The sequence below is a fragment of the Floricoccus tropicus genome (assembly GCF_001832905.1).
Taxonomy (GTDB): Bacteria; Bacillota; Bacilli; order Lactobacillales; family Streptococcaceae; genus Floricoccus; species Floricoccus tropicus.
The window spans coordinates 22,977-48,791 of the sequence record NZ_MKIR01000023.1; the positions used below are offsets into that span (position 1 = coordinate 22,977).

Annotated in this window: 29 protein-coding genes and 1 riboswitch; of the genes, 1 reads left to right on the plus strand and 28 read right to left on the minus strand. The window is 33.3% G+C overall.

Annotated features, from left to right (window positions below; translation table 11 throughout):
• The 6 genes from BG261_RS07485 to BG261_RS07510 form a co-directional block, all read right to left on the minus strand.
• Positions 1 to 1,308: an MBL fold metallo-hydrolase gene (locus tag BG261_RS07485; protein ID WP_070792733.1), complete on the minus strand. Its 1,308-nt coding sequence runs from the start codon at positions 1,306 to 1,308 to the stop codon at positions 1 to 3.
• A complete protein-coding gene (locus tag BG261_RS07490) occupies positions 1,292 to 2,110 on the minus strand; it encodes a carbohydrate ABC transporter permease (protein ID WP_070792734.1) in 819 nt (272 codons plus the stop codon). The genes BG261_RS07485 and BG261_RS07490 overlap by 17 nt, the downstream gene beginning before the upstream one ends.
• A 1-nt stretch (position 2,111) precedes the next feature.
• A complete protein-coding gene (locus BG261_RS07495) occupies positions 2,112 to 2,990 on the minus strand; it encodes a carbohydrate ABC transporter permease (protein ID WP_070792735.1) in 879 nt (292 codons plus the stop codon).
• On the minus strand, positions 2,990 to 4,060 hold the full coding sequence (locus BG261_RS07500) for an ABC transporter ATP-binding protein (RefSeq protein WP_070792736.1): 1,071 nt from the start codon (positions 4,058 to 4,060) through the stop codon (positions 2,990 to 2,992). The genes BG261_RS07495 and BG261_RS07500 overlap by 1 nt, the downstream gene beginning before the upstream one ends.
• 236 nt (positions 4,061 to 4,296) lie before the next feature.
• Entirely contained in the window at positions 4,297 to 4,869 is a 573-nt protein-coding gene (locus tag BG261_RS07505) for an ECF transporter S component (protein ID WP_070792737.1), read from the minus strand.
• Positions 4,870 to 4,926: 57 nt separating this feature from the next.
• Positions 4,927 to 5,046, minus strand: a riboswitch (FMN riboswitch).
• A 182-nt stretch (positions 5,047 to 5,228) separates the two neighbouring features.
• Positions 5,229 to 5,408 carry a hypothetical protein gene (locus tag BG261_RS07510; protein ID WP_070792738.1) on the minus strand — a complete coding sequence of 60 codons (180 nt, stop codon included), beginning with the start codon at positions 5,406 to 5,408 and terminating at the stop codon, positions 5,229 to 5,231.
• Between the two features lie 156 nt (positions 5,409 to 5,564).
• On the opposite strand from BG261_RS07510, the gene BG261_RS07515 reads away from it, so the two are divergent.
• Positions 5,565 to 6,323, plus strand: coding sequence for a hypothetical protein (locus BG261_RS07515; RefSeq protein WP_143603380.1), 759 nt, complete (start codon positions 5,565 to 5,567; stop codon positions 6,321 to 6,323).
• Positions 6,324 to 6,406: 83 nt separating this feature from the next.
• On the opposite strand, the gene BG261_RS07520 is transcribed toward BG261_RS07515, so the two are convergent.
• From BG261_RS07520 to BG261_RS07620, 22 genes are all read right to left on the minus strand, one after another.
• A complete protein-coding gene (locus BG261_RS07520; protein WP_070792740.1) occupies positions 6,407 to 7,390 on the minus strand; it encodes a hypothetical protein in 984 nt (327 codons plus the stop codon).
• Positions 7,391 to 7,461: 71 nt separating this feature from the next.
• On the minus strand, positions 7,462 to 7,683 hold the full coding sequence (locus BG261_RS07525) for a glutaredoxin family protein (RefSeq protein WP_070792741.1): 222 nt from the start codon (positions 7,681 to 7,683) through the stop codon (positions 7,462 to 7,464).
• A 3-nt stretch (positions 7,684 to 7,686) separates the two neighbouring features.
• On the minus strand, positions 7,687 to 9,027 hold the full coding sequence (locus BG261_RS07530) for a peptidoglycan recognition protein family protein (protein WP_070792742.1): 1,341 nt from the start codon (positions 9,025 to 9,027) through the stop codon (positions 7,687 to 7,689).
• Positions 9,028 to 9,507: a phage holin family protein gene (locus BG261_RS07535; RefSeq protein WP_070792743.1), complete on the minus strand. Its 480-nt coding sequence runs from the start codon at positions 9,505 to 9,507 to the stop codon at positions 9,028 to 9,030. It abuts the gene before it with no gap.
• Positions 9,508 to 9,519: 12 nt separating this feature from the next.
• Positions 9,520 to 11,361: a phage tail protein gene (locus BG261_RS07540; protein ID WP_070792744.1), complete on the minus strand. Its 1,842-nt coding sequence runs from the start codon at positions 11,359 to 11,361 to the stop codon at positions 9,520 to 9,522.
• Complete coding sequence (locus tag BG261_RS07545) at positions 11,361 to 13,274, minus strand: serine hydrolase (protein ID WP_158007191.1); 1,914 nt, start codon at positions 13,272 to 13,274, stop codon at positions 11,361 to 11,363. The genes BG261_RS07540 and BG261_RS07545 overlap by 1 nt, the downstream gene beginning before the upstream one ends.
• Before the next feature lie 20 nt (positions 13,275 to 13,294).
• Positions 13,295 to 14,140, minus strand: a complete 846-nt coding sequence (locus BG261_RS07550; RefSeq protein WP_070792746.1) for a phage tail domain-containing protein — start codon at positions 14,138 to 14,140, stop codon at positions 13,295 to 13,297.
• Between the two features lie 12 nt (positions 14,141 to 14,152).
• The gene (locus BG261_RS07555) at positions 14,153 to 18,460 is read right to left on the minus strand and encodes a tape measure protein (protein ID WP_070792747.1); all 4,308 of its coding nucleotides are present in this window, start codon (positions 18,458 to 18,460) and stop codon (positions 14,153 to 14,155) included.
• Positions 18,461 to 18,471: 11 nt separating this feature from the next.
• A complete protein-coding gene (locus BG261_RS07560; protein WP_070792748.1) occupies positions 18,472 to 19,029 on the minus strand; it encodes a Gp15 family bacteriophage protein in 558 nt (185 codons plus the stop codon).
• Positions 19,030 to 19,032: 3 nt separating this feature from the next.
• Positions 19,033 to 19,446 carry a DUF6673 family protein gene (locus tag BG261_RS07565; protein ID WP_070792749.1) on the minus strand — a complete coding sequence of 138 codons (414 nt, stop codon included), beginning with the start codon at positions 19,444 to 19,446 and terminating at the stop codon, positions 19,033 to 19,035.
• 47 nt (positions 19,447 to 19,493) lie between these two features.
• The gene (locus BG261_RS07570) at positions 19,494 to 19,949 is read right to left on the minus strand and encodes a phage tail tube protein (RefSeq protein WP_070792750.1); all 456 of its coding nucleotides are present in this window, start codon (positions 19,947 to 19,949) and stop codon (positions 19,494 to 19,496) included.
• Entirely contained in the window at positions 19,949 to 20,296 is a 348-nt protein-coding gene (locus BG261_RS07575; RefSeq protein WP_267887306.1) for a phage tail terminator protein, read from the minus strand. The genes BG261_RS07570 and BG261_RS07575 overlap by 1 nt, the downstream gene beginning before the upstream one ends.
• Positions 20,297 to 20,346: 50 nt before the next feature.
• Positions 20,347 to 20,679 carry a minor capsid protein gene (locus tag BG261_RS07580; protein ID WP_070792752.1) on the minus strand — a complete coding sequence of 111 codons (333 nt, stop codon included), beginning with the start codon at positions 20,677 to 20,679 and terminating at the stop codon, positions 20,347 to 20,349.
• 7 nt (positions 20,680 to 20,686) lie between these two features.
• Positions 20,687 to 21,028 (minus strand): putative minor capsid protein, encoded by a 342-nt coding sequence (locus BG261_RS07585; protein ID WP_070792753.1) that lies wholly within the window; start codon positions 21,026 to 21,028, stop codon positions 20,687 to 20,689.
• Positions 21,029 to 21,032: 4 nt separating this feature from the next.
• Positions 21,033 to 21,422, minus strand: coding sequence for a head-tail connector protein (locus BG261_RS07590; protein ID WP_070792754.1), 390 nt, complete (start codon positions 21,420 to 21,422; stop codon positions 21,033 to 21,035).
• A 17-nt stretch (positions 21,423 to 21,439) separates the two neighbouring features.
• Positions 21,440 to 21,613 carry a hypothetical protein gene (locus tag BG261_RS11545; protein WP_164496961.1) on the minus strand — a complete coding sequence of 58 codons (174 nt, stop codon included), beginning with the start codon at positions 21,611 to 21,613 and terminating at the stop codon, positions 21,440 to 21,442.
• Positions 21,614 to 21,624: 11 nt separating this feature from the next.
• The gene (locus BG261_RS07595; RefSeq protein WP_070792755.1) at positions 21,625 to 22,458 is read right to left on the minus strand and encodes a N4-gp56 family major capsid protein; all 834 of its coding nucleotides are present in this window, start codon (positions 22,456 to 22,458) and stop codon (positions 21,625 to 21,627) included.
• 17 nt (positions 22,459 to 22,475) lie between these two features.
• The gene (locus BG261_RS07600) at positions 22,476 to 23,081 is read right to left on the minus strand and encodes a phage scaffolding protein (protein ID WP_070792756.1); all 606 of its coding nucleotides are present in this window, start codon (positions 23,079 to 23,081) and stop codon (positions 22,476 to 22,478) included.
• 302 nt (positions 23,082 to 23,383) lie between these two features.
• Positions 23,384 to 23,656, minus strand: coding sequence for a hypothetical protein (locus BG261_RS07605; RefSeq protein WP_206598619.1), 273 nt, complete (start codon positions 23,654 to 23,656; stop codon positions 23,384 to 23,386).
• A gap of 44 nt (positions 23,657 to 23,700) precedes the next feature.
• On the minus strand, positions 23,701 to 23,952 hold the full coding sequence (locus tag BG261_RS07610; protein WP_070792758.1) for a hypothetical protein: 252 nt from the start codon (positions 23,950 to 23,952) through the stop codon (positions 23,701 to 23,703).
• A 16-nt stretch (positions 23,953 to 23,968) separates the two neighbouring features.
• The gene (locus tag BG261_RS07615; protein ID WP_070792759.1) at positions 23,969 to 24,169 is read right to left on the minus strand and encodes a hypothetical protein; all 201 of its coding nucleotides are present in this window, start codon (positions 24,167 to 24,169) and stop codon (positions 23,969 to 23,971) included.
• Positions 24,169 to 25,812, minus strand: a complete 1,644-nt coding sequence (locus BG261_RS07620; protein WP_070792760.1) for a phage minor capsid protein — start codon at positions 25,810 to 25,812, stop codon at positions 24,169 to 24,171. The genes BG261_RS07615 and BG261_RS07620 overlap by 1 nt, the downstream gene beginning before the upstream one ends.
• Positions 25,813 to 25,815: the final 3 nt, after the last annotated feature.

A 25,815-nucleotide genomic window follows, 5' to 3' on the forward strand; every position in this document is an offset into this window, starting at 1 on the left:
CTACTCTCCTTGTAAAATAATTTTTTGTCCTCTTCGAGGCAATATTCTTTCGCCATACGGATTTTCCAGATTTTCTGGCTTCAAAGTATGGATTGGAACCAATAATTTAGGGTGGATCATTGCAATAATTCTATCTAAATCTCTTGGTCTTGCATGACCAGAGCATGATAAACGAGTAAATTCAATATTCTTACGTGCAAGCATTTTAAGAAATTTAGCATAAGCTGGATCAAAATCTCCTAATGGCTCAGCATCACTATGAATATAAAGTGAACCATCTTGTAGATTTTCAAAATTATCAACTACTTGCCAAAGATATTCTCCTTTGTCAGTAAGTAAATTTTCATAAGGTATTTCTAAACTCTCATCAAGAAATTCCACTTTTTCAGGATTCTTAGATGAATAATAGTAAGCAACTTCTATATTAAATATCTCAGCAAACAATGCTGCCATTTGAGCTTCTAACACAACTGTTCTTGGAGAACGTTCAATTATTTTAGCGAATCGTTTAAGATTTGCTGGATAACCATTAAATGTTATCTGACGATCTGGATTTTCAAGCTCTAATTCAACAAGACTTTCAACTAAATCTTCTTCAGTAAAGGTTTCAATATCAAGTTCTCTTGGATTATCAGAGAAACTGACACTAACACCCTCCATCATAAGCATATCGCAATCTTGAGCCTTATCACAAAAATCAATTGTATCTTGTGCATCATAACCATGTAATCTAAGATCCCCAGTATAAACTAGAAACTTATCTGGTGTCCTGATTAGAAATCCAGTAGCTCCATATGCATCGTGGTCAACTGGCATCATCTCAACTGTAATCTCACCAACGGTAACTATTTCACCCTGTTCAACCTTTGTAATAGGACGAACATATGATAGCTCTTTACCAGGTGAAGGAATCAAGAAAGTCCCTGCCCTATTTAGGGATTTTAATAATTGTTCTGTCTTTTCAAAAGCATATAATGGGATATCTTCATCTAAATAATTAACCATTTTAGAATGATCTAAATGTACATGTGACAGAAATACGGCAGTATGCTTAAATTCTCCGATGGTCGGAAGCTCCAAACCAGTTGAAAAACTTTTATCATAGACCGCTGGTATCGCAGGTATTAATCTGTTATTTAGAAGTGTTTCCAAGCTCTCATCTTTCAAGTTCAACTCCGGACGGAATTCTGTACCGAAATCAAAGAAGATATGTGAGTCATTGTAGGCAACTTCAATCACTGTTCCCCCAATAGTCATGATTCCACTATGGAAAGTTACAATTGTTTTATTTCTATCCTTTGATTCCATTTTTAGCAACCCCTCTGATGATTTGTTTTCTAAAGATGAAGTAAATTATTAAAATTGGTATAACCGTAAGTGTTGCGGCTGCCATTTGTAGGTGAACGTCGTTACCGCTTTCTGTTGTGAAGGCCGATAGACCGTTGTTCAAGAGGCGATATTTTTTGTCGTTGGTTACAAGTAATGGCCACAAGAATGAGTTCCAGCTTGAGATAAAGGTCAAAATTCCGACTGTTACTAAGGCTGGTTTTGTCAGAGGAATAAGAATTCGTCTGATGTATTCAAGGTCGCTAGCTCCATCGATTTTCGCTGCCTTATAAAAGGTTGCTGGAATTCCCTTTAAGTATCCATTTAGGTAGTAAATGTAGAATATACTTGTAATGAAGGGGATAATCAATGCAGTATAAGTGTTTAGAAGTCCCATTCTGGCAATTGTGTTGTAATTTGTGAAAATGATTGATTCATAAGGAACCATCAAAAGAGCAACCATTACAAAGAGTACAATTTTTTTACCTTTGAATTGTAGACTTGTTAGTGCAAATGATGCTAAAACTGATGTAATCAATGTAGCAATCGTCACCGCAAGTGAAACAAATACTGTATTAAAGAAATAACGAACGAATGGTGCTTTTTGGAAAACTTGTACATAGTTGTTAAATTGGAAACTCTTCGGCAAAAATGTTGGTGGCATACTAGTTGCTTCACTATAAGTCATTAGCCCTGCAAGAATCATATAGATGAATGGGAAGACTGTAATAATCGCTAAGACTATAATGAAGATATATGACAATACTGTAGAAACTTTTTTCATTTTAATCATTCACCTTTTCTAATAATTTATTTTGAAGGAAGGTAACAATTAAGATAATTCCAAAGAGAATCACAGTTGCAGCCATTGCAATACCAGGACGATTAGCAATATGGAATTTATCATAAATATAGTAAACAGCAGTTGTTGCACTGTTTGCTACTCCTGCTTGACCATTAAACAAGGCAAATACCTGTGTGTATACTTTGAAGGCACTTATCAGATTTACAGTCAGTAAGAAAGTAAGGGTTGGAATAAGTTGAGGGAAAGTAATTCTTGTAAAAATTTCCCAATCATCTGCCCCAAAAAGTTTTGCAATCTTGTAATGTTCTTCATCAATATTGCGAAGACCGGCAAGAAGGATAATTATATTGAAAGCAAGACTTGACCAAATACCAAAAATTATCAGTGTTGGAATACTCATATCAACGCTGTTAAGCCAGTTAATAGGTTTCATTCCAAAGAAACTTAGAAAATAGTTAATAATACCGTAGTTTTCATTGAAAAAATATCTAAATACGATACCAATGGCAATTGTTGATGTCACATAAGGCATAAAGAAAATCGTTTCAAAAAAGTTTTTAAATTTTACTTTTTCAAATATTATCCATGCAATAACAAGTGACAAAATCAAACCAATTGGCACTGTAGAAAAGGCATAAATTGCTGTATTCTTAAGCGCTTTATGAAATACTGGATCTTTTAGAACTCTAGTATAATTTTCAGTACCAGCAAAACTATGATTTAACAAAGTACCTTTTTGGAAACTTAAATTAAATGAACGGAAAAGTGAATAAATGTTAAATACTAAGATAACAGCCAGAGAGGGTAATAGAAATAACCAAGCCTTTGGCTGATTTTCTGGGTTATATTTTTTAAACATTAGTAAACCCTCTCTCCGCTTTCTTTAAAGATAAAGGCTTTTTTATATGCAAAATCAAAAGCAAGTTCCATGCCAGCATCGATTTGTTCTTCAACGCTTACGATTGACTTAAATCTATCTTCGTTCAAATAGAAATTAAGGATACGTTCACGACCAATCAATTCAACCTGACTGATTACTGCTTTGAAGATACCACTAGCTGAAGGATGAACATCTTCTGGTCTGATACCTAGGATATATTTTCCATCAACCAATTTTTCTTTAAATCTATCTTCTTTAAAGTTTGATAAAGGTATAGAGTAATCATCAAAGTATAATTTATCACCCTTAACTTCTGCTTCAAAAGTGTTGATTATTGGGTTACCAATAAATTTTGCTACAAAAAGATTATTAGGTTCTAAATAAAGATTTTGTGGATCATCATCTTGTTGAACAACCCCTTCATTAAGAAGAATAATTTTATCAGAAATTGATAGTGCTTCTTCTTGGTCATGGGTTACAAAGACTGTTGTGATTCCAACTTCTTTAACTAAGCGACGAATTTCTTCACGAATTTTTAGTCGAAGTCGAGCATCAAGGTTACTTAGTGGTTCGTCCAATAAAAGAACTTCTGGATTTTGTACCAAGGCACGTGTAATTGCAACACGTTGTTGCTGACCTCCTGATAATGTTCCAGGTTTCTTGTCTGCCAGTTCCTCAATATTTGTGAGTTTCATGTATTCCTCAGCAATTTTTTGAGCTTCTGCCTTATCTTTTTTCTTAGGACCAACTGTTAATGGGAACATGATATTTTCCAGAACAGTCATATGAGGATATAGTGCATAGTTCTGGAATACAAAACCAATATTTCTATCCTTTGGTTCTACCTCAACTACTGAGCGACCATCAAATTTGATATCACCCTTTGTTGGACTTAACAATCCAGCAATGATATTTAAAATTGTTGACTTACCACATCCACTTGGACCAAGTAAACAAACCAAATCACCCTTTTCAATCGTAAAATCAATTGCTTTCAAGGCTTCAAATCCATTATCGAACGTCTTATTGATATCGATAACTTCTAGCATGGAATTTCCTCCGCTTTTCTATCTACTTTAAAAAAATTTAATAATTATTTCACTATTAATTATAGCACTAACTTTTGTAATTCTGTATAATTTTTCAAAAAAAAATGCTTAAAAAGTGAATTTTTTTACTTTTTAATGCCTAATATTGTTACCCAATTAACGAATTTCCGAATGTTCAATTTAAAAACGACAAAAAAACTCAACTTCTCCATATGAGAAATTGAGCTATATAGTTATTATTTATGATTTTTTTCTAACATAGGCAGATGTTTACTTGCTGTTACAAGTATATAGAAACTAATAGAGTATAATACTCCTTGTAGTAAGTTAAATGGAGTTACCATCGCTAGCAAATATTTTCCAACTCCAATGAATTGTTTAATATCAAAACCAGCAAACTTAGCATACAATGGAATTGCATAGAAATAATTCATTGCAAGCATTGTTAAGGTCATGGCAATTGTTGCGCAAATACTTGCTACAATATACCTCTGCCTAGTGAAATCTCTTTTACTTATGAGAGCAAATATTGTCACAAACATACCGATTGCTAAGATATTCATCGGTAGTCCAATCCATGTATTCACACCTTCATTATTTAGAAAGAATTTCAATAAAGACCTGATAAACAGAATCATGTAGGCGGCCTTTAAGTCAAACATTAAATAACCTACAAGAATAGGAAGAATTGAGAACTCAACCTTTAAGAAATCCGCACCCGGAATAAGTGGAAATTGCGGAAAGAGCATTAAAACAAATGAAATAGCACTTAATATGGCAATATGTGCCATTCGTTTAGTATCTTTCATGGGGCACCTCCTAAATTTTTATTTAGAAGACTTGAAATTATTAAAAAATTTAAAAATCTCTGTCTTCTCTTCATCCTGACTTTGACAGTTGGTACTGGAATTTCACCAGTTCGGCCGAATTAACGGTTCATGGACTATACCACCAGTGGGGAAACAAACCCCGCCCTGAAGACGTGCAAACCTCAACAACTGCTTGTTTTCATATTTTTTCAAGTTATTTATGTGCCAAAAATGTGCCAAAACATTTTTTTGAAACAACTTGAAATAAAAAACAGAGTCACTAAGGATTACAAAATAGATTATATCATACTTTAATTTTTTGGGTAATTTTAAGATACTTAAAATAAATATTTATACATTTATAATTTCCAAGTAAACAATCCATTCTTACTTTCTTCCACATATAAAAAGTGGTATTCCTTGGAAAATGCTTCAGCAGGTCCAATATATTCATCAGCATAATCTAATGCATCGTATAGTGACTCAAACGATTTAATTAGAGTGTCTCCTTTAAAAATCCCAACCATGATATTATTCATTTTCTTCCTCCACTAATATATACGAAAAATATGTTAAAATGTTTTAATATAAATTAAATATGAAAAGGTCTTTCACTTGTATTCTAATACGATAATTCTAAAAATATTGAAGTAAAAACTAACCTATTCATGAGTTAGTTTAAAGGAGGAATGATGATGACAACTTTAGATGAATATAATTTAAGTAAATTTGCTTTCATTTATAAAGAAAATTTCAAAAAATATGATCCACAAACCTATTATGATAATTTAAATAGTACCTATTTATTTTATGCAGTCGTGTGTTTTTTAATTGCCATTTCTTCTAATATGTCTTATTCTCTTTTAAAAATAAAAAATGTTTTTACTTTCAGTAGTTTAATTATACTACTCTTACTATCTGTTTTTTTTGCCATATTGTCGGCGATATCAGCTTTTAAGCAAAACAAAAAGAAGATAACCACAAAAAAAATAGATGCTGAAAAAATCGATATATATAAATTTAATGAAAGTATGTTATATGATACTCTTAACTGCATGGATTTAGAAGAATTGCAATCTTTACAAGAATATTTAAAAAAATTAAACTCAAAGCCTTCTAATAATCTTCCCATATTCATTTCTATAACTTCTCTATTAATTTCTGTAGTGTTAGCCTCAATCAATCAACTTATCAATTCCACTACTCCTAAAATCGAACTAAAAACTAATGAATCATTAGGAATTTTCTTTGGAATAATTTGTATTACCATAATTATATTTATTATAATATACATTCTGTTATTAGAGCCCAACATCATAAACTTGGAATTGAAATTGAATGAAAAATATGAAAATACAATAAATGAAATTTTGAAATTTAATGAGCAAATTAGAGAGAAACCATTGCAACGATATTCTAAAAAAATTGTTATAACAAAAAGCTCTAATATGTAAATTAGAGCAAATTAAATTTTTGGTTTCTATTAAAATTTTTCAAATCAATACTTACTATACACTTAACAAAATATTCACTTTTCTTATTTTGGCTCTTTATCTTCAAAAGTCTTGCCGTCATTTTTTAAAATTTGAGTTAATTGAGTGTTAAACAAAGCATTTGCTGTTGATACTGCATTTCCTATTGAAAATGTAATTAATATTGATCCTTGAACATTTCTTAATATCTTTAAATAAAAAATTACATTGATACCATTTGTCAATTCTCCTTTTTCTTTTTCAACATTTTGATAAGAAAAATCCATACTAATTTCTCTAGAAAGAAATGTGCTTTCCATCAATTCATCTGTTTCAGTACGTGTATACCCATATTTCTCTTTACAAAAGATTCTAAAATAATGAATAAATTTATCAAATCTATAAACGTGATTCTCTATTACTAATTCAAATTTATAATCTTGATTTGGCTTTATATATGTATAGCTGTTGTAGCCAAAATATGGAAAGTGAGTATAAAAATCTGAATTATCTACAATTTTTATTGACTCTTTTCTTTTCGAATCACTTATGTTGGATATTTTTATATTACTTATTGGATATGGACAATAAACTGTCATATCAAACGAATGAAATATCTTACCGAGAGTTGATTCAATTATTTCATCTTTATTTTTTAAAAAAGTTTCTGATTTTGAAAACTCATTAAATATTGGTAACAATTCATAACTATCAAGTATAAATGGATTTGGATAATTGTTAATTTCAGGTATTTTGACATCAAAGTTTGGGTATTCTTCTTCTCTTGCATCAATATATTTCCAATAAAAATTAGGTGTAATTTCTTTTATACGATCATTTCTCTTATCAACTGCTTTTTGTATTTCTTCATCATTTCTTTTTTTCCTATCGTACCGAAGAGAAATTCCTACACCAACTATCGCAAGTACAGAGCCAAAAAGCGTTGAATCAAAAAAATTCCACAGTTCCTTATTTGTAAACATTAATATCATACATAACAATACAAATGCTAAAAAACTTAAAATAAAAGATAAATATTTTACTTTCATATAATTAATCACAACTCCTATCTAAAAAGATAATATCACTTTTAAACCATGAAAAAAAGACCTAGCAAATGCTAGGCCAAAATTAACTCTTTAATTTTATTAATATTGAATCCAGAAAACATTTCTTTCCCCACTTTAATTACTGGAGCAGAAGAAAATCCTTTTTCTTTCAATTCATCTATATGATCTAAAATACTTAACTCTTGGAATTCAATTCCTTTAGACGTTAAGTGTTTTTTTGTCATCATGCAAGGTGGACAATTTTCTTTAGTGTAGATTTTTACTTGCTGCATTAACTATACAAACCTCTCAACATCTTGTTCGAGAAGCCAACCTGTCGGTGTATTTCCTTTTCCAATAAGAAATTCTTTCTTACTTCTAGAGTAGTTAATAGGACGCTCTTTTAAAATATCATAAGTTTGCCCAATGACAAATTTAGGAATAGATTTAGCTTTAGATGAAGGTGACCACTTGCATGCCTGTTTTCCAACTACTAATTTGTTTTTATATCCTTGTTGAACTGGTTTGCTAGGTTGACTAGCATTCCAAGACTTTGACACCATGTCCTTTTTAAGCTGAGCATACGAGATACCCCATTTCGATAAGAATCCCAATGGATCTGTATGGTCTGAGCCACGACCAGTTTTACTTATGTAGTCATGAGTTTCAATTCCTGTGTATGAGCCGTCATCTACATTATAATCGCCACCTAATTCATCCAGTAACTGTCTAGATAATTCAAGATAAACTCGGTAAGCTGCGTCAAATTGAGCTTGTGTCTTAATTGAACCTTCTACAAACTCGATTGATGCCCAACCATCCCAGTTGGCGGAACCACCTACATCATAAGCACCACCTTTGGCCATGACTTGCCATGCTTCAGCTTGTCCTGTTTCATGATTGAAACCAACTAAATGAGTATAGTTTGCATTCATGTAGTTTCTTGAAAGAAAATCACGTTCATTCTGCATAGTCGAGTTAGGATTGCCTGTGCTATGCAAATGGACTCCTGTCCATGGTGCTACTGAATAACCATTATCTTGCGCTGGATTACCTGGTACAACAATATGATTGATTACATTTACCATTTGTTTACTATCTCCTTTTTTATTTTTTAAAACATCAGCTATATATTTATTTAAGTCAACAAATGTAATTCCTGTTGTGCTGTTAAATACGTTTGTCGAGTAAGTTCTTACGACAATTCCATTGTATGGATAATTGGCATCTAGATTAGTAAAGGGTACGCCATAATTTGCCTCACCAGTTATTACTGTGTTCCCTTGGATACCAAGTACAATCCCTGTGTGACCCGCCTCGCCTGTATAATAATATCCATTATTTGCAGTAATTGAGAATAAAGAAAAAGCTGTAGGAGTATTGCTTGCTGACAGTTTTCCTTTATTTGCATTTATGAAATATTGTACCATTTCACAGCCATTACCACTTGGTTGGGAAAGATTAATATCATCATTTGTATAATTCTTCAAGAACCATTGGCTAAATAAGGTACAGTTTGAATGCGCATTTGGAAAGCCTCCGTAGGTTCCGTAATAAGTCCCTGGATAAGTTGGAAGTTTTGCTGATAGATATTTCTTCATAAGCTCTTTAGCTTCATTTATAGTTAATCCTGACATTTATGCTCCTTTCTCCTCGTCGCCTTTTTCAATTTGTTTCAATGTATTATCAAGAACTATAATCTTAGCCTTAGAATTGTCTAATTTTCTTATTTTAGATTGTAACTCTTGGTCTGCAGATAGAGTCTTGCTGAGAAATTCTCCCACATCAAACTCATAAATCAAGCTAAGATTCGCTACAATACTTGCTAACTCTTTACGAGCATAAGCTATTATTACTGGAGGCATTGCCAGTTTTGCAATATTTAAATACTGCTCAATAGTAGGTACATCAAACATATCTGCAAAGTCTATAACTAATACAACGACTGTAAATAAAATAAAAGCTATGAATTTCTTCATCAGCCCCTCATTACCTTTATCAGATGAATAAAGGTTATTTTTTTTTGAAACAATAGTTCCTAATATATAATCTGTTGCTAATATGATAGCGAAAATTGTAACTAGCACTACCATCGTTTTGTTAAATAGTAAATCCATTTTTCTCCTTTTCTATAAATTCAAGTTATGCCACTTCGTCGCAGCTCCATTGCTATCAAAGCTTGTAGCTATTGCTACACTTCCAAGACCTTTAAATTGGCTTATGATTGCTAATACATCATCCATCGTCCATAATTCATTTTTACTGTTAATCATACGCATAGGCACATCTACAGTCATACCACTAAAACCGCTGTAGAACTTTCCTTTTGGATCAATGGTCAGCGCTGATGTATATGTCGTGTCTCCTGTCGCTTTCTTATATAAGAAACCAAGATAGTCTCCTGTGTCTTCAAGCCTTAGAGTAACACCCCTTATATTGGCATCGCTTGATTTTGAACTTGTTCCTAGACGTCCAATTTTGCGAGTGCCATACCAGAACTCCATGCCGTCGTCATTCAATACTGCAGTTTTTACTCCATCTTTAAAAAACTGCATTCCATATTGATCAATATTTAAGTTCATTTTTGAGTTCTTAAAAAATTGGATACGATCTGAGTACAATTTAATATTTGTAGAGCTATTATTAAAGCCAACAGTAATAGCATTTACATCAAGCTTGTCAGCTGTGATACTATTTGCCATAATTGCATCAGCAAGAATTCCACGGCCAGTTATTGCATTCTTGAACGTTTGGCCACCATCATCAGAAATCCCAACCCCTGCAGCGTTTAGTATTACTATTAAATTTGGATTCTTCTTGTCAATGGCGATCATGCTTCCATCATCACCGAAAACGAATTGAGTCTGTACCGACTTAAGTAACTTAGTGACTATCTGAATCTCGTCACTCATAGCCTGAAATGGAAGCTTCTTACGTCCTTCGAGGATGTCAGTAATATTATTAACTGCATTCGACATCTTTCCTTGATATCGTTTTACAAGACCCTCAGTGCCAAATGTAAACTTGAGGTCTAGTATCTTACCTAACCAGTTTCGTGTAATCTGACGAGAAACTACTCTAACTTCTTCATTAAGCCCAATTCTTTCATCGATGAGTAGGACGGTATCGCCTAAATTTGACTGTGCATATGGATAACCTTTTTCCCTCAAGTCTACTAGGTCGGCAGTTACTGAAATCTTAATTGATTCATCAACTAACTTCTTGAGAGATTTATCCATAGTGGCAGAATCTTTCATACGTCCATCTTTTAGAGGTGGTGCTTCACGTTTGCCTAATAACTTTGCTAAGGGACTAGTGTATTCACGCTTTAACTTTGCATTTTTAGCACCTTCATCAGAATCTTCATAGTTACCAAAACCTCTGCCGTAAGTCCAATAAGACTGTCCGTCAACTTCCTTTATGATATTTGATGCGTTAAGCCTATGTCGATACATAACATTACTATCAGTACCTATTCGATCACGTATTGTCACTACATTTCCTGTGAAAGTGAATTCAGCACCTACCCTATTTAATACATGTTGAAACATCTTAAGGCATGTATCTCCATCACCGTAACCTTCGATTTTTATATTGTTCCAGGCACCTATTAGCTTATGAGTATAAGATGTTGGTTTGAAACAAATATTGAATAGTTCTTCAATAGGAAATGAGCCGTCGTACCGTTCATAAACACGAGTTGAGTCTAAATCATCATACAATTTCGGTAATGCTTTAATTGTCTTCTTCTGAAACTTCCCAACACCTTGACTCTTGCAAAGAACAATCTTGTAAACTTCTTCGTTATCGTCAACAAGTTCCCAAAATTCAGCAATCTTGTCTAAAAAAAGAGAATTTACTTTATTAGGTAAAATCTCTATTGATAAATTCATATCACCGTTAATTTCATCAGAAATCGTGTAAGTTCCCATTACAGGATACTCGTTTAATTGTAAGTCTCTTACATACATTAAATATATCCTCGAGCATTAATTATTTTCTGACCAACGACACGTGACATTGTATGTGCTGCAGTATTCGAGCTCGGTAACATCATAAGGTGAATAGCATCTAGATAGTTGATTACATCACCTTCGTACATCACAGGACCACTGCCAGATTTGATATCTGAAGCTTTCAGCACAATGCTCTCATTAAGATTTGATACATTCTCAAGCATCAAAATAGCTGTCATGACTTTAGTCATAGATGCTGGCATGATTGAATCGTTCTCGTTGATTGAGTATAAGCTTTCAGATTGAATATTTGTGAAGTAAGTTGGATTGTGAAGAGGAACTTTCATAATGCTTGAAGCTGAAACTTTTGGAACATTTGATGGTGTATAACTTGAATTCTTCAATTTCTCTTTAGCAATGTTTGCTACTTGTCTCACTGCTTCATATCGTTCCGAACTACCTGCATCAACATCCGTACCCATGACGACACAAGCAAAGATATCTTTAGTATCTTTAGCTTGAATCAGCGTAGTAGCATTGAATAATGATCCTAGCGTCCCCGATTTTCCACCTAAAATGTCATATTCTGCTTCAAGTCCATCATGATGCACAGTCGCATCTATAGCTACACTTCGTGCTTTAGGACCTTTGACATTTACTGTATACTGCTTTCTTCCCCAATATTTCAACAAGTCTTGATAAGCTAATGCATGCATTGTGAGCAATAAAAAATCCCTTGAACAAGATACTTGTCCAGAGATTGCTAAACCAGTTGAATTTTTAAAAGTAGTTTTAGACATTCCTAAATATGAAGCTTTTTTATTCATTTCTGAAACGAAAACTGCAGAACATTCATCATCACTAGCTTGAATTTTTTGTCCTGAATCGTCAGGTAGAATAATCGGAGGTGTACTAGATTCTTTTGACATCTTAGAAATCTGGCTACTTAGAGCTGCATATGTCTTCGCAAGAGTTAATTCAATACCTTTTTCTGATGCTTCTAGGTTCTTGAAATCAACTTCTTTAACAGTTTTTGGCTCGTTTCCTTTTCCATAGATATCTGTCAAGTCATATATCGATAGCTTTCTTATTTTTCCTGCTAAGTTAGCAGAAGATATACTTCCTACGTATACAATTGAATCTCCTACAAAAGTATCAGAAGTAACAAGAATTTCTGAGATATTCTCAAAATCATTCTTATCTGACACTCTTGTTAATCCTAAATTCTGATTACCGCTTTTAAAGTTCCCGTTAAATTGGACTCCACACAGACCCTTTACGTATCTGCTTACCGCTACATCAAATGTAACAAAATATGCATGACTAGCTTTTAATTTAACCTTTTGATTCACTTGTGCAGATGTCTGACTATCCATAGTTAAATTATTAAATCCATCAGAATCTTTTGTAATCGTTACAGTCCCTGCATTATTTGACCAAAAAGCTAAATTATTATTAAACCAACCATTTGAAAAAAGATTAATTGCGAAATCTTCAGTATTGTTTTTGATTGTTTCTTTGATTTTCTCAAGTTCTTCTGCAGTTACAGTCAATTCGATCCAGTCAGACCATTTATCAACTTTGAAGGCTCTCACATATTTCTGAGCCGGATTGTTAAGATCTAAGAATTCTTGATGTACATAAATACCCGAGTTACTAGATACTACTTGCAACATTCCGCTCGTTTTCGTAGTTGGATAATTTGTTCCGCCAGCGACAAAAAAGAGACCTCCAGTTTTATATTCATCAAGGTCTACATTATTCAATCCTATAAAACGACTATTTACTGAATCTTTAATTTCTTTGATGCTATTCTCAACAGAAGCAGACATTTTTTTCACATCATCTGGAATTCCGTTAAATAATTTGAAATTTTCATTAATTCGATCTAGATTTTTTCGGTCCCATTGCGGACCTATAATTTGCATTTCCATATTTCCCCTTTCTGTTATCTATATATGAATTTGAAATCAAATTCAATCGTTGCGCTTTTACAGTCGTAAATCTGAAACGTGTTCCAGCCTGGCTTTAAGAAAATAAAATCTTTAGCTGTGTCTTTCAAAGCTGCTAGTTTATTTCTTGTTACATTAGCGCCTTCGTATCGCCAAACGTCTGTATTTGTAACAGGTTTATTGATTGTAATCTTGCTATCCGTAGTAATATTTTTCAGTTTAAATCTTGCTGTAGAACCTACTACATTTTTTATAGCGATGTTCAACATTGCCTCAAATGGATGCACATCTACATTTCCTGCATTGAATACTTTGAATGTAGCAGTTGATTCTGCATTGTGCGTATATATCAATTCAGTATCATCTACAGTCTCAAGTCCCATTCCCCACGCCCAAGAATTATCGAATGCTGATATTTTTTTTAGCTGTAACTGTTGAGTTGTTAATACTGATTCAGATATACCTCTAATTGCTATAAACTCAATTTCAAACGTGCTGTATATTAACTTTTGCTGAAGTGAAAACTCACTATCTACTTTAACTAGCCATTGTTTACCTGGAAGACGTTTCTCAATTAAATAAAAAGGCTCTTCAGAACTAAATATTTCAAATATCTCATCTCTTAATAAAGAAAATACAGGTATCTGACTTGCTCTAGCTCTAAAAGTAGCATTAATATTTCTTGATTCAATATCACTTCCAAAATCAATCATTCCGAGTGAACCATCAATGTGCTCATAGTTATGTCTCATATTAGGAGAAGAAATAACTAAGTCAACTGTTCTGATATCTGCATCGTCAAGATCATAAGTTTTACCATTTAATTTTTTTATCAGTACCATTCAATATCCTTTCTAAAATTTCTTAATTGAATCATTAATAGCATTATTCTCATTGACAATATTTGCAAGTACTTCACCGTCAACAATTAACGAAGAATCTTTAGCTAGAATTCTACTAAGTAGTTCATTTTGTCTATTTAGAAGCGCAACTACCTCTGCATTATTTGATGAACTATTTGGCGAATTATCATTTTGACTTGATGAACTTGTTCCAGAAACTCCAAATTTAAAGTTTGGATTAAATGGTTTCAGCAAATCATTTGATATTGATTTGAGGGAGTTTTCAACGGTATATGCATCTTCATCAATACCAGCAGCAATCCCTCTGGGGATATACCTACCTATTTCATCACGCATTCTCCGCGAAGGTGAATGTATATCCATAGCATCTTTTAATGTTTCAGATACTGCATCAGCTAACGATCGTGCTGATGCTATTGCATAGCTAGCTCCAGCATCAATCCCGTTTGCTAGACCTTGTGATGCATATTGACCAGACTGATAAAATTTATCTTGCAGTGTATTTACAGAGTCTGTTGAATTGTTAACCATTGAAGTAACTGTACTTAATACGTGGACACTTCCCGCATTAATAGTTTGAACCATATTATTCATTGAATTTTTAGAAGAATTTTCAATGTTTTTACCTAAATTATCAACTTGTTTAGTTATCGCTTGAGTATTTGTAGAAACAATATTATTACCACTATTCATTCCAGACTGTAAATTACTTACAAAGCCTGTCATTGATACCGAACTCGAAGTTTTAATTGTAGTTTGCAAGTTAACAAAAGAAGAGTTAATAGTTGAAGCACCGGCATTAATAGTTGAAGCACCGGTTGCCATTCCTAAAGAAATACTAGCTACAAACGCAAGCATTGATTGATTTGCAATATTTGGCAATAAATTAAATGAAGATTGTAAAAATGTAATGCCGCTTTGAATTATTGAACTTGAAGTTGTCATTCCAGTTTGAAGTGTAGAATTGAACCCTGTCATGGCTGTCAACGACAATCCAGTTAATGAAAGATTAAAATTGTTAAAATCTTGTTTGATTAGTTCAAGGTTAGAACTTACAGAGTTTCTTGCTATATCCATTCCGGTTTTAATACCATTAATAAACGGTTCCATTGAAGTAGCAGAATTTACTGATATATCTTTGAATGGCTCAGTTAAAGTAGTTTTTAAAGAATCCATAACAGCTGTCAAGGCTTCTTTTTTATTCTCTATACCTTGAACTAAACCGGCAACAACAAATCCTCCAATTTCATCAAAAACTCTTGATGGTGAATGAACTTGAAGAGCATCTTTAGCACTATTAGATACTTTATCTGCCATATCTTTACTTGCTTTACTAGCAGTCTCTGAATTTTGAGTTATACCTTGAGCAAGGCCGTCACCAACATTTTTCCCAAGTTCTCCAAAGTTTGCTTCACTAATTTTATTTTTTAAACTTAGTTTTGTACCACCAATCATGTTCTGAATTTCAGCTGGAATATTACTCTGTTCTATTCCCATAGCTTTCCCCAGTGCATCGGTTGCAGTTTTACCTCCATTTGCAAACGTTGAACTCAATTGTTGAAGCTCTTCATCAGAAGAATTAACAATAGCTGCAACATAACCTGCCGATTGTGGACCTGCTTCTCTGAGAGTATTCAGCAACCCTTGATCGACTCCACGTTTAGCAAGTTCTGCAATATTATTTCCCCATTCGCCTACAACACGCTGATTTTCTTCTAAATTCGCTTGCATTTGAGAAACAGACATCTCTTGTTTATCAGATAAGGTATCAAACATATTAGTTGCGCTATCAGCGTATGAACTCCAAGTCTCTTTCATACCATCAACTGCTGCTTTTTGAGCTTCATTCAAACCTTCATAAGTAATTACTTGCTTCGTAGCTCCTTCTTCAACTGCTTGAGTTGCTTGTTCTGCTGCAACTTTTTGAGCCTCAGCAAGTTCACCAGTTTCTACTTTTAGATTTGAAGCAGTTTCTTTTAGAGACGTTTCCTTTTCGTCAAGTTCTTCAATTGCCTTTTTATGCTCTCGAGTTGTTATTGTGCCTTCTTCTAGTTTAGTATTCCACTCAGCACGTAGGTTTTTATTCTCTTCAAGTTTTTTTCCTACTTCAATTTCTTCAGTTTGAGCTTGAATTAATTGTTCTTGGAGTTGAGTTGCTTTATCAATACCTGAATATGCATCAATCTTTTCTTTAATCTGTGCAGTACTCATTGAAAGTTTTCTGCTTTCGTCATCATAAACAAGATTTAGTCCTTCGTACTGTTTGTTAAGAGCTTCTACATTATCTTTAAGAAGTTTTTTTTCTGCAGCTGATTTGTTCTCTTTACTAGCAAGATTACCAATTTCATCAGTCATCTTCTTGTAAGTTTCAACTACCGATTCATTATGTTTAATTTCATCTTTTCTTGAAGCTGAGTTATTTTTAACTGAATCAGTAAGTTTATCCGTACTTGAAGATAATTCACTAACTTCACCATTTAACTTTTTACCTTCTTCAGTAGTTCGATTAAACCATTTGTAAAGAGAAACTCCAGCAGTAACTAAAACTCCGATTGCTGCAATTGCTATTCTGACTCCACCAGTCATAGTTTTTACTGCCACGCCTAGAGCTGTAGTGGCTGTAGTCATTACAGTGGTTGCAACGGTTGAAACTGATAAAGAACCTGTAAGTACACCAAGTAAGGCAGTGCTTAGCTTAACTACTCCTACTTCAGCTAATCTTGCGCTTGTACTCCCTTTAGTAGCTACTGTATCTGCAATAGTTGCAGCAGTTTGTCCTTTGATTACTATTCCAAATGCAGAACTAGATGCTTTAGCTACATTAATTGCTTGTGTTGCATTATTAAGCATTGAGGTTGTAGAGTTAATAACTTTTAAAGCTAGAAATGCAGTACCAAGCCCAATAAGTACAGGTGATAAAGTTTTTCCAGTAGTTATTAAAGTATTAACAGTTCCTATAAATACTTTTAAAAGAGGTTCAGTAGCTCTTATACCTACGCCGACTACTTTAAAAGTTGAATTTATTATTACTTTCAATCCGTCTAGGTTTTGAGCAATACTTTTTCCTGTTACTGCTTTTGAAAGATTATTAATGTCAGTTAAAAGATTTGCCACACCTTTTGATACTGCATTTCTTAAATTTCCAAACGAAGTTGCCATACCTTCACTGTTAATTTTTGCAAGATTAGCTAAATCACCAGTTCCAATACCTAACTTAATAAGGTTATCTTCAAATTCTCGAAAAGTAACATCCCCTTCTTTAAGGGCAGAGTATAAATCTCTCTGAGCAGCCGTCCCTGTGAAACCCATGGCTTCAGCCGTCTTTTGCAGTCCCACCGGCATTGTTTCCTGTAAGGTTTTCCAACTTTGCAAATCAACTTCACCTTTAGAAAGCATTTGAACATATTGATCAGTTCCACGTGCAGCATCGGCAGTTGATGAACCACTTGCTAGAAAAGCATTATTTAGTGCAAGAGTAGCATTCGTAGACCTATCAAGATTACCAGTCATAGTAGTCAATTTCATTGACGTATTTACCACTTCATCTAGTCTGGTAGGTAATCCATCAATTCCTGAAGATAGTTTATCCTGAGCTTCTTTTGCTTGAGATGTGCTGTATCCAAAGGAGTCCATAACTTTAGGAAATCTTTGAAAAGTATCAAACCTACTAATTGCAGCATCCATTGATTGATTCAAAGCGCTTATAGCTATAGAAGCAACCTTTACAAGACCCATGGCCATTGCAATATCTTTAATACTACTAGAAGCTTTATTAGCACTATCAGGTATTTTCCTTGTTTCTTCATTTGTATCAGAAAGAGGCTTAGGGTTTATACCTTCTGCACTATCTTGAATACCTTTCAAAGAATCTGAGCTTTTTTGCGCTGTGGAGCTTAAATCTGATAAGTCAGAAGAAACTAAATCAATTGACTTTCCATTGATATCAGCAAGAGAATCTGAAAAAAGCCTAATGCTATTTGTAGATTGCTTACTGTTAGTTGATAGTTCTTCCATTGAGTTAGAAGTTGAAACTAAAGATTTGCCGTTAATATCAGTAATGTTTGAAGCTAATACTTTAAGTTCACTAGCACTATTTTTACTAGAGCTATCTAATTCCTTTAAATCACTGCCAACTTTTTTTACAGATTTACTATCAATATCGTTTAATGATTTTCCAACAGTTTCAATTCCACTAGAGCTTGTCTTAGCGGTAGTTTCTAAACTTTTTAGTTCGTTCACTACAACTTTAACTGGTTTGCCATCAATCTCAATATCAATTGTTATTCTTCCATCAGCCATATATCTCCTTTCTAGCTTGTAAGCCTATATTTTTTTTGCAACTCCCTCATTTGAGCTTTATATTCTGAGGTCTCACCTTTACGAGGTTTCCATAGCCTTATTTTGATAATTTTTTGAATGATAGTATCATCTGGCAAAGCTTCTAGGATAGCTTGAAACTCTTCCCAATGCATCTTCCCTTGTTCATCAAATAGATTTATACCAATCTGTCTGAATGAAGCATATATATAACTTGCATCTTCAGTTAAATCAATAGGTTTCTCACTTTTAAGTTGCTCACTATCTTTTATAGGCATTGGATTACCATCCAAATCAAGTTCAACAGGTTCTTTAGAAGATTTATTAATATACTTTTCAAATATCTCTTTCCAAAGCAATAGTTTATCTCCATATTCAAGTTCATTAGAGCCTATCAAGAGTTTAACTATCATACTTAGTTTTAATTCTTTTAAAAGAGATTTATTATTTAGTATTTCTAGAACATCAAGAACATTATTAAAGCTAAGGTCCAAGTCGTATAAAATACCATCAAAAACGATAGAATTAACTAATAAATCATTTAATTTCATGTGCTATTTCCTCATCTTGATTTGCTTTTTCTTCTCCTCATACTCTTTCATAATTGCTTTTGAACCATCAAATTGTTTTGCTGCAAATTCTTTTACATACTCGTCAATTCCTTCTACAACTGCTAGAAATACATCAACAAGAGCTAGCACGTCTGGGAACTTTTTGTAAAGTGTTTCAAAAGCTCCTTTCCCTAAGAATGAATCAAATGCAACTGTCAATGCTTCTTTTATTGCTTCGATACCATCAGCATTCTTTGAGGAAGCAGGTTCGATATTATCTAGGCTTGCCATTATTTCATCATGAGTTTCTTGATATCTTTCAATTGACTCAACTGAAGATTCAAAGAAGAATTCCATTCCTGAAATTTTTATTGGTAGTCCTGAGCGTTGTACGTTTAAAATTAATTCTTTAGTCATATTCTTTCTCCAAAAAATAAAGGAGCTATATTAGCTCCTTGAGTTAATTAACCAACTGGGGTTACTGCACTTTCTTGAGGGATTTCATTAAACGTAATTGTACAGCTGAAATCTTCATATTCAGTTGCATCCCCAGCACCTGCTATAATTGCTGAAACTGTAGCTTTACCAATCCATTGTTTTTTTCCATCAGACGAAACAATTTTATGATAAACTTTTCTTTCTTCTCCAATTTTCCATTTTAGCCCAGCAATATAGGCTTGTGCCTTATCTTCTGGATCATGACTACCTTCGAAGCCATAAGCACCAGAAACACCAGTAACTGTTGTTTCTGCCGTTCCGTCACCGTCATAGTATCCAGTATCATCTGTTTGTTCATCTGTATCATCTGAAACTGTAGAAATCCATTTAGCAAGCCTCATATAATCAGCTTCCTTAGGTTTTGAACCATCCTTAGGAATCGGTGCAATAAAGTGCTTGCGAATCGCATTTTTTTGTCTCATTAATTTTTCTCCTTTTTATAAGTTGTTATTTTAGCTTTAATATCTAACATAAATATGTAATTACCTTTGTCATCAATTTGATTGACGAAAGGCGTATTAGTAATATTGATACCATCAAAAGAAAAAGAACTATCATCACTGATTAATTCTTCTAATTCTTCTAAATAGTTTTGTAGTTTCCATAAGGTCTCATGAATTCTTTTCTGGTCATCAGACTTCATAGCGAATTCTAAGTTAATTTCACGATCTTTAGAATCATCATAGTACGCTTTAATTACTTTGCTACCTACAAGGGGATAACACACAAGAGATTCTTGAGGTTTTAGATATCCAATAATTGATTTCAAAGGTAATTCTGCGTTTTCATTAATATTTGTAACTAACTGATGTATGAAATCTATTCTAAATCAGCTCCTTTCACATATGCTTTTATCCAGTCGCTCATGAAAACATTTGATGCTTTATCATCCCAATGTGGTCCAGTTCCTGGAGTAGAATAATTTGGACTAAAATCATTATAGAAATGTTTTCTAGCATAAACAGAATTCCAAAAAAGTTGTTCACCATTTTTAGAAATTCCACTCATGCCACGTAGTCCGCCATCTTTAAAAGGTACAAAATTCTCATTCATATCTGAATAAGCTTGATTAGATAATGCTACTCTGCCGGCTGTCAGATTTGATTGAGAAAGTTTATCATATACTCCTTTCATGTCAATATTAATACCCATTATTTAATTATTTAACCTCCAGCTCATAACCAATTATTTCACTTGAATCTAGGTAGTAAGGAATCACAGTCACGATTGCGTACTCTCTATTTCTCCAATTCACAATGTCTTTAGTGCTAAATGTTGGCATGTTGGAATTGTACTTTTTAAACATTGTTATCAATGAATTTGGCATTTCTTCAGTGGAGTTCACCCCTTGTCGTCTAAAATTGTATCCTTCATCAAATCTAACAGTATTCAAAATTATTTCTTCTTTGTAGCTATCTTTATCCCATATATCAGTATCATCAAGTTGCTTTATTGTAATACTGTGTGGAAAAGCTTGTTTAGGTGGTAATTTAATTCTCATTCAACTACCTCAATCCTCTGTACAATAGTCCTGTACCTGACAGCATACTTATAGCATCTTCAGATACAATACTAGGAGTTTCATTCTTGCCATTACTAGAGTACCTAGAGGACTCGGAAACGCTTGTTCTCCCAATAGTCCAAGATTGAGGTGTGTTGATATCATATGAACTACTGGCACCACTCTGATACATGTATTCAATTTGCAAAGCAATAGCTTTCTTAAATTTAAGCTTACGAAATTCTATATCATCTTTAAGACTATGATTAATATAGTAATTTCGAGTTTGTATATCTAAAAAATCTGAAGCCTTTGTTATTAACTTTGAGAATTCAGAATCGTCAATGTCTGAATATCCAAATTCTTTATATTCTTCGTGAGTTAAATAGCTCATTGCACCTCCTAAAGAAGCTAACTTTCGTCAGCTTCTTCTTTTTTATCAATAATTCTCTCTAAAAAAGAGCCATCTAAGTTGTTTTCAACTTCTTCGGCTCTTTTTACTAAAATATCAATTTCTTGACCTACTTCGTAAATTTCATTCGTATGAATATCTTGAAATTTTTTCCTTACTTTATATTTTGGCATTTACTTACCTCTTATCCTTTAGGAACTGATGAACCGATTTTAACGATACGTGACTCGTCTACGATTGCCACTGAATAGTGTTGATCTGCATTAAATTTAGTAAATTTATGGTCCATATCTCGACCTGTTTCAGCAAGTAACCCACGTTTTAGGAAAGTTTTTAACGCACCACTCTTAACAGCAATTCCTGTACCATCATCAATTTTTTGTGAACGAACTATTTCCCAACCCAGTACTTCACCGAACGCACCTTTCATTAAGATATTATCTCCTAATTGTGATGCACGAGTCCAATTTTCAGCTGCTTCTTTACGTAGTTTGGCTGCATCTTTGTAAGATAAAAACAAGACACCCGTAGTATCAATATCTTCAAAGTTATCTGGCGCATCAACAAAAGTATTTTCGAGAACATCAATGATATCAATATTTATCGGAGCACTCACTGAGAGTGTAGCTTTTTTCGCTGCGTCAAGAATATCATTATCAATTTTAGAAGCAATAGCCATTCGAATTTGTTTTTGAGCTTCGTTAACTGGGTTTCCGTAACCTGATAATACTGATTCATCAGTGATTTCCACACCTTTACCAGCTTTTTTAATTGTGTAATTTTCAAGTTTAGTAGTTAGTTTTGAGTAATCAATAGCTTCGCCTTCTGCTACGTCAGTTGCATCTCCAATGTACTCATATTTTGGTACTGTGATAGTTGAGCCTGGTTGACCCTCAAGAGTAGTATCAATAGGTGCAATAGCAGTAAATTTGATTGCTTTTGGAAGTTGTGCAGAAATCATTGGAGCTAATACTTCTGGATCAACTAAGTTTGCTAGTTTTGTTAATTCATTTGCCATAAATTTTCCTTCTTTCTTTACTGTGTAAGATTTCTAAATGTTTCTGGTTGTTCGGCTTTCAATCTAGCTACTTCTTCATAAGACATTCTTGATAAATCATAACTATCTTGAGAACCGCCTGCTTGAGGATTCCCTCCAACCGTAATATTAGGTTTTTTTGCGTCATGTTGCTCTTGCTGAAACAAGAATGATTTACTTTCTTTCAAGCTATTCAATTGCTCTGTAAAGCCTTTTAGTCCGCCATCATCGACTTTAATCGTATCCTTGTCTAATAGACCAAGAATGATGTTTTCATCAAGTGCATTGGCTTCTTTTAGCGCTAATTTGATAGCATAATCTTTGCTTTGTTCAGCTAGTTTAGTTTCAGAATCAGTTTTTGATTGATCGTACTTTGTTTGAAGTTCAGCTAATTGAGTTGATAACTCTTCATTACCTTTAGCTTTTTCTCTCAAAGCATTGAATTCAGTTTGATTTGTTTTCAACTGTTCATTCGCTGAATCACGTTCGCTTACTGCAGATTGCAATTGTTGATTCAAGTCATTTACAGTTTTACCATGAAGACTCATAGTTTTCTCAATCTGTTCATCAGTCAATCCTAATTCTTTTAGTTCTTCTCTCTTCATTTGTCTTCCTTTCGTTTATTAACGTGGCTACGACCACGACGGTTACAATGATTAATGCCTTTTTACGTCATGCTGGACGAGATGTTTGATCACCTACCTTTCGTTTCTTTAAAGTTGTCATACTTGTGCCCTTCACTGTGTTATAATCTCCTTAGAAAGGAGGTGAGTTATATAGCAAAATCTAGAACATGCAAGCCTAGCAAAACTGTTAGCAAAGCCGGAAAAACATTGTCAACTAGCAAGTCTGCTTCGAAAAAATCTAGTGCCGGTAAGACTTTGAATAACCATAAAAGTGCTAAACACTAGATAATGTTGTTGTTATCAACAATTATTTGATGAATAGCTACAGATAATTTGCATAGTTGTTCGTCATGTTCGAGACCTAATTCATAAATATCATTAATTGCTTCGAGAACTTCATGAATTAAGGTCTCGTTTTTTTGTTGTTCTGTTAATCCAGGATGTAACTTTATTTTTTGTTCATAAGAGGAATATTCTCCAATCCTCGATTCGTTAGCTAGTATATTTTCATCTTCTACTACCTCGATAGTGTAGCCAGCTATCTTTATTTTCAACATTTCCTCCTTTCAGAGCATAAGAAAAGCACTTAGCCGATTGACTAGTGCTTAGCAATATTAATTTTTAATACTTCCATTTTTTGTTGTATTTCCTTAGCACGGTGTAAACTTGGATTACTTTCTTGTAATTTTAGCAACCGTCTTATTTCTCTGTCACTATAGAAGAAAGTAACCTTTCCTTTACATAACTGACATTCAGCGTATTCATGCCAAACACCTTTGTCAAGTTTATCTGTTTTCCTTATCAAGAGAGTTAAACCACCACAAAGGCTACAACTAAATAACTGTTCCATATAATATCCTCAATTATTAATCTACTATATCTATTTTTCTTATTTCGCTTTCATTCACGCCAACATAAGGATACTCATTAGTTTTAATAGTAATTTCATCATATAAACCATTTTCTGTATCTGCTTTGCCTGAAAATGTATTACATACTCCTATTAATTTATGACCGTTAACCAAAGTAATTTGAATTCTCTTTCCTAAATAGTTTACTAAATCCACTACAAACCTCCCTTACTAATTGGAACAATGTGAGTTCTTTTCTTAGAATGATGAATTTTGAACACATTAGTTTGTTTACTACCATGTTCGTTTACTGCAATTCCAATATAATCGTTTGCTGTTATTATTTCTGTGTTTAAACGTCTACCATCCCATGATCTTTCAACAATTCCAGTACCTGCATACTTATTAAAAATAGCTTGTACATCAACATCATCATTAAAATAACTTTTACCTGGCATAACAGTCGATTTCATATGGGGTGTTTGTTTTTCTGGATTAATTATATTTCCATAAGTTCCATTATTTAAACGCTCTGTTACATAAACGTTATCTTTCAGTTTATTCCATGCTTCTTTATCGTCATTATACCTTAACTTTCGATAATCATCAAAAGTTTTAGGAGCTCTATCACCAAGTATTGAGCGAATATCTTGATACTTTTGTTTATCCTTAAATTTTTCTAATTTGATGTCTTTAGAAGCCCTATCACTACCACTATAAATTTTTTCACGAATATAATCTCTATGAAGTAATTTATCATTGTCTTTAATATGAATTCTTAATGCAGATTGACGTTTTCTTATTAAATTAGAAAATCTATCAATGTTAACCTTATCATCCATTAATTCTGCAGCTTTTAGTTTCTTCTTAGCATCTCTAATTGATACTTCTAACCTGCGTTGCTTAGCAACAATTTCAGCATTCTTTTGTGCTTCTTCAGGACTAGGAGGTTTAGGCATATTGTTAGTATTAACACCAGGGACTGCTAAATAAAATCTATGTTTACAGTTTATTCCTCGTGTGCCAGACGGCTCGCCAAACCCATAATCATAGATAGATTTAATATATTGAAATTCTTCCGGAGCTTCATATGTTGGAACTAACAACACCCAACCGCCTTGTATATGAGAGCACTGTTCACGAGCTGCCATATGAGTACTCATTAAAGCAGTAACTATACCGTATTCTTTACCACGTTCCAATCTCAAATCATTATAGACTCGATTGGTTGTTGCTTGTAATACTGTTCTTACGTATCGTTCCAGACTCCATGGATTACCACCACGGTCGATTAAATCAGTTTCAATACCTTTACTAACTAATTCATATATTGATTGTTTTAGAGCTTGCTGTGGCGTTATGAAACCTGTTAAAGATTTTGCTACTACATCATTTAATACTTGTTGATACTTTTTAACCATCCAAGAATTTTGATAATTAGTAGTTAATAGCGTCTGATTAATATGATTATCTAAACCTAACCATTGACTTTCAAAATATTGATTTAAAACTTGATCAAGTTCTGTCCATGGGACTGGTGTTGCATTCATTAAATTAGCCATTTCTTGATTGGCTTGACTGTTTATTTCATATCCATCATCAACAATTAGTTTTTTCAGTTGCTCTTCAGATAGATTAATATTTTTCTTAGCTATATCAGATATTGTTTCAAGATTTAGCATTCCGAGTTGTTGAAGTTTCTCAATTTGCCACTGTAAAACAGTATCTTGAGTTAATTCAACATAGGTTTTAGATGTTAGCCTCTCTATCAATTGTTTCATAAGCTCGTCTTCTAAAGCCATATAAGAGTCTTGAATATATGAAGACCTAATATCTAATTGTCTTTGAGTGATTGCCATAAT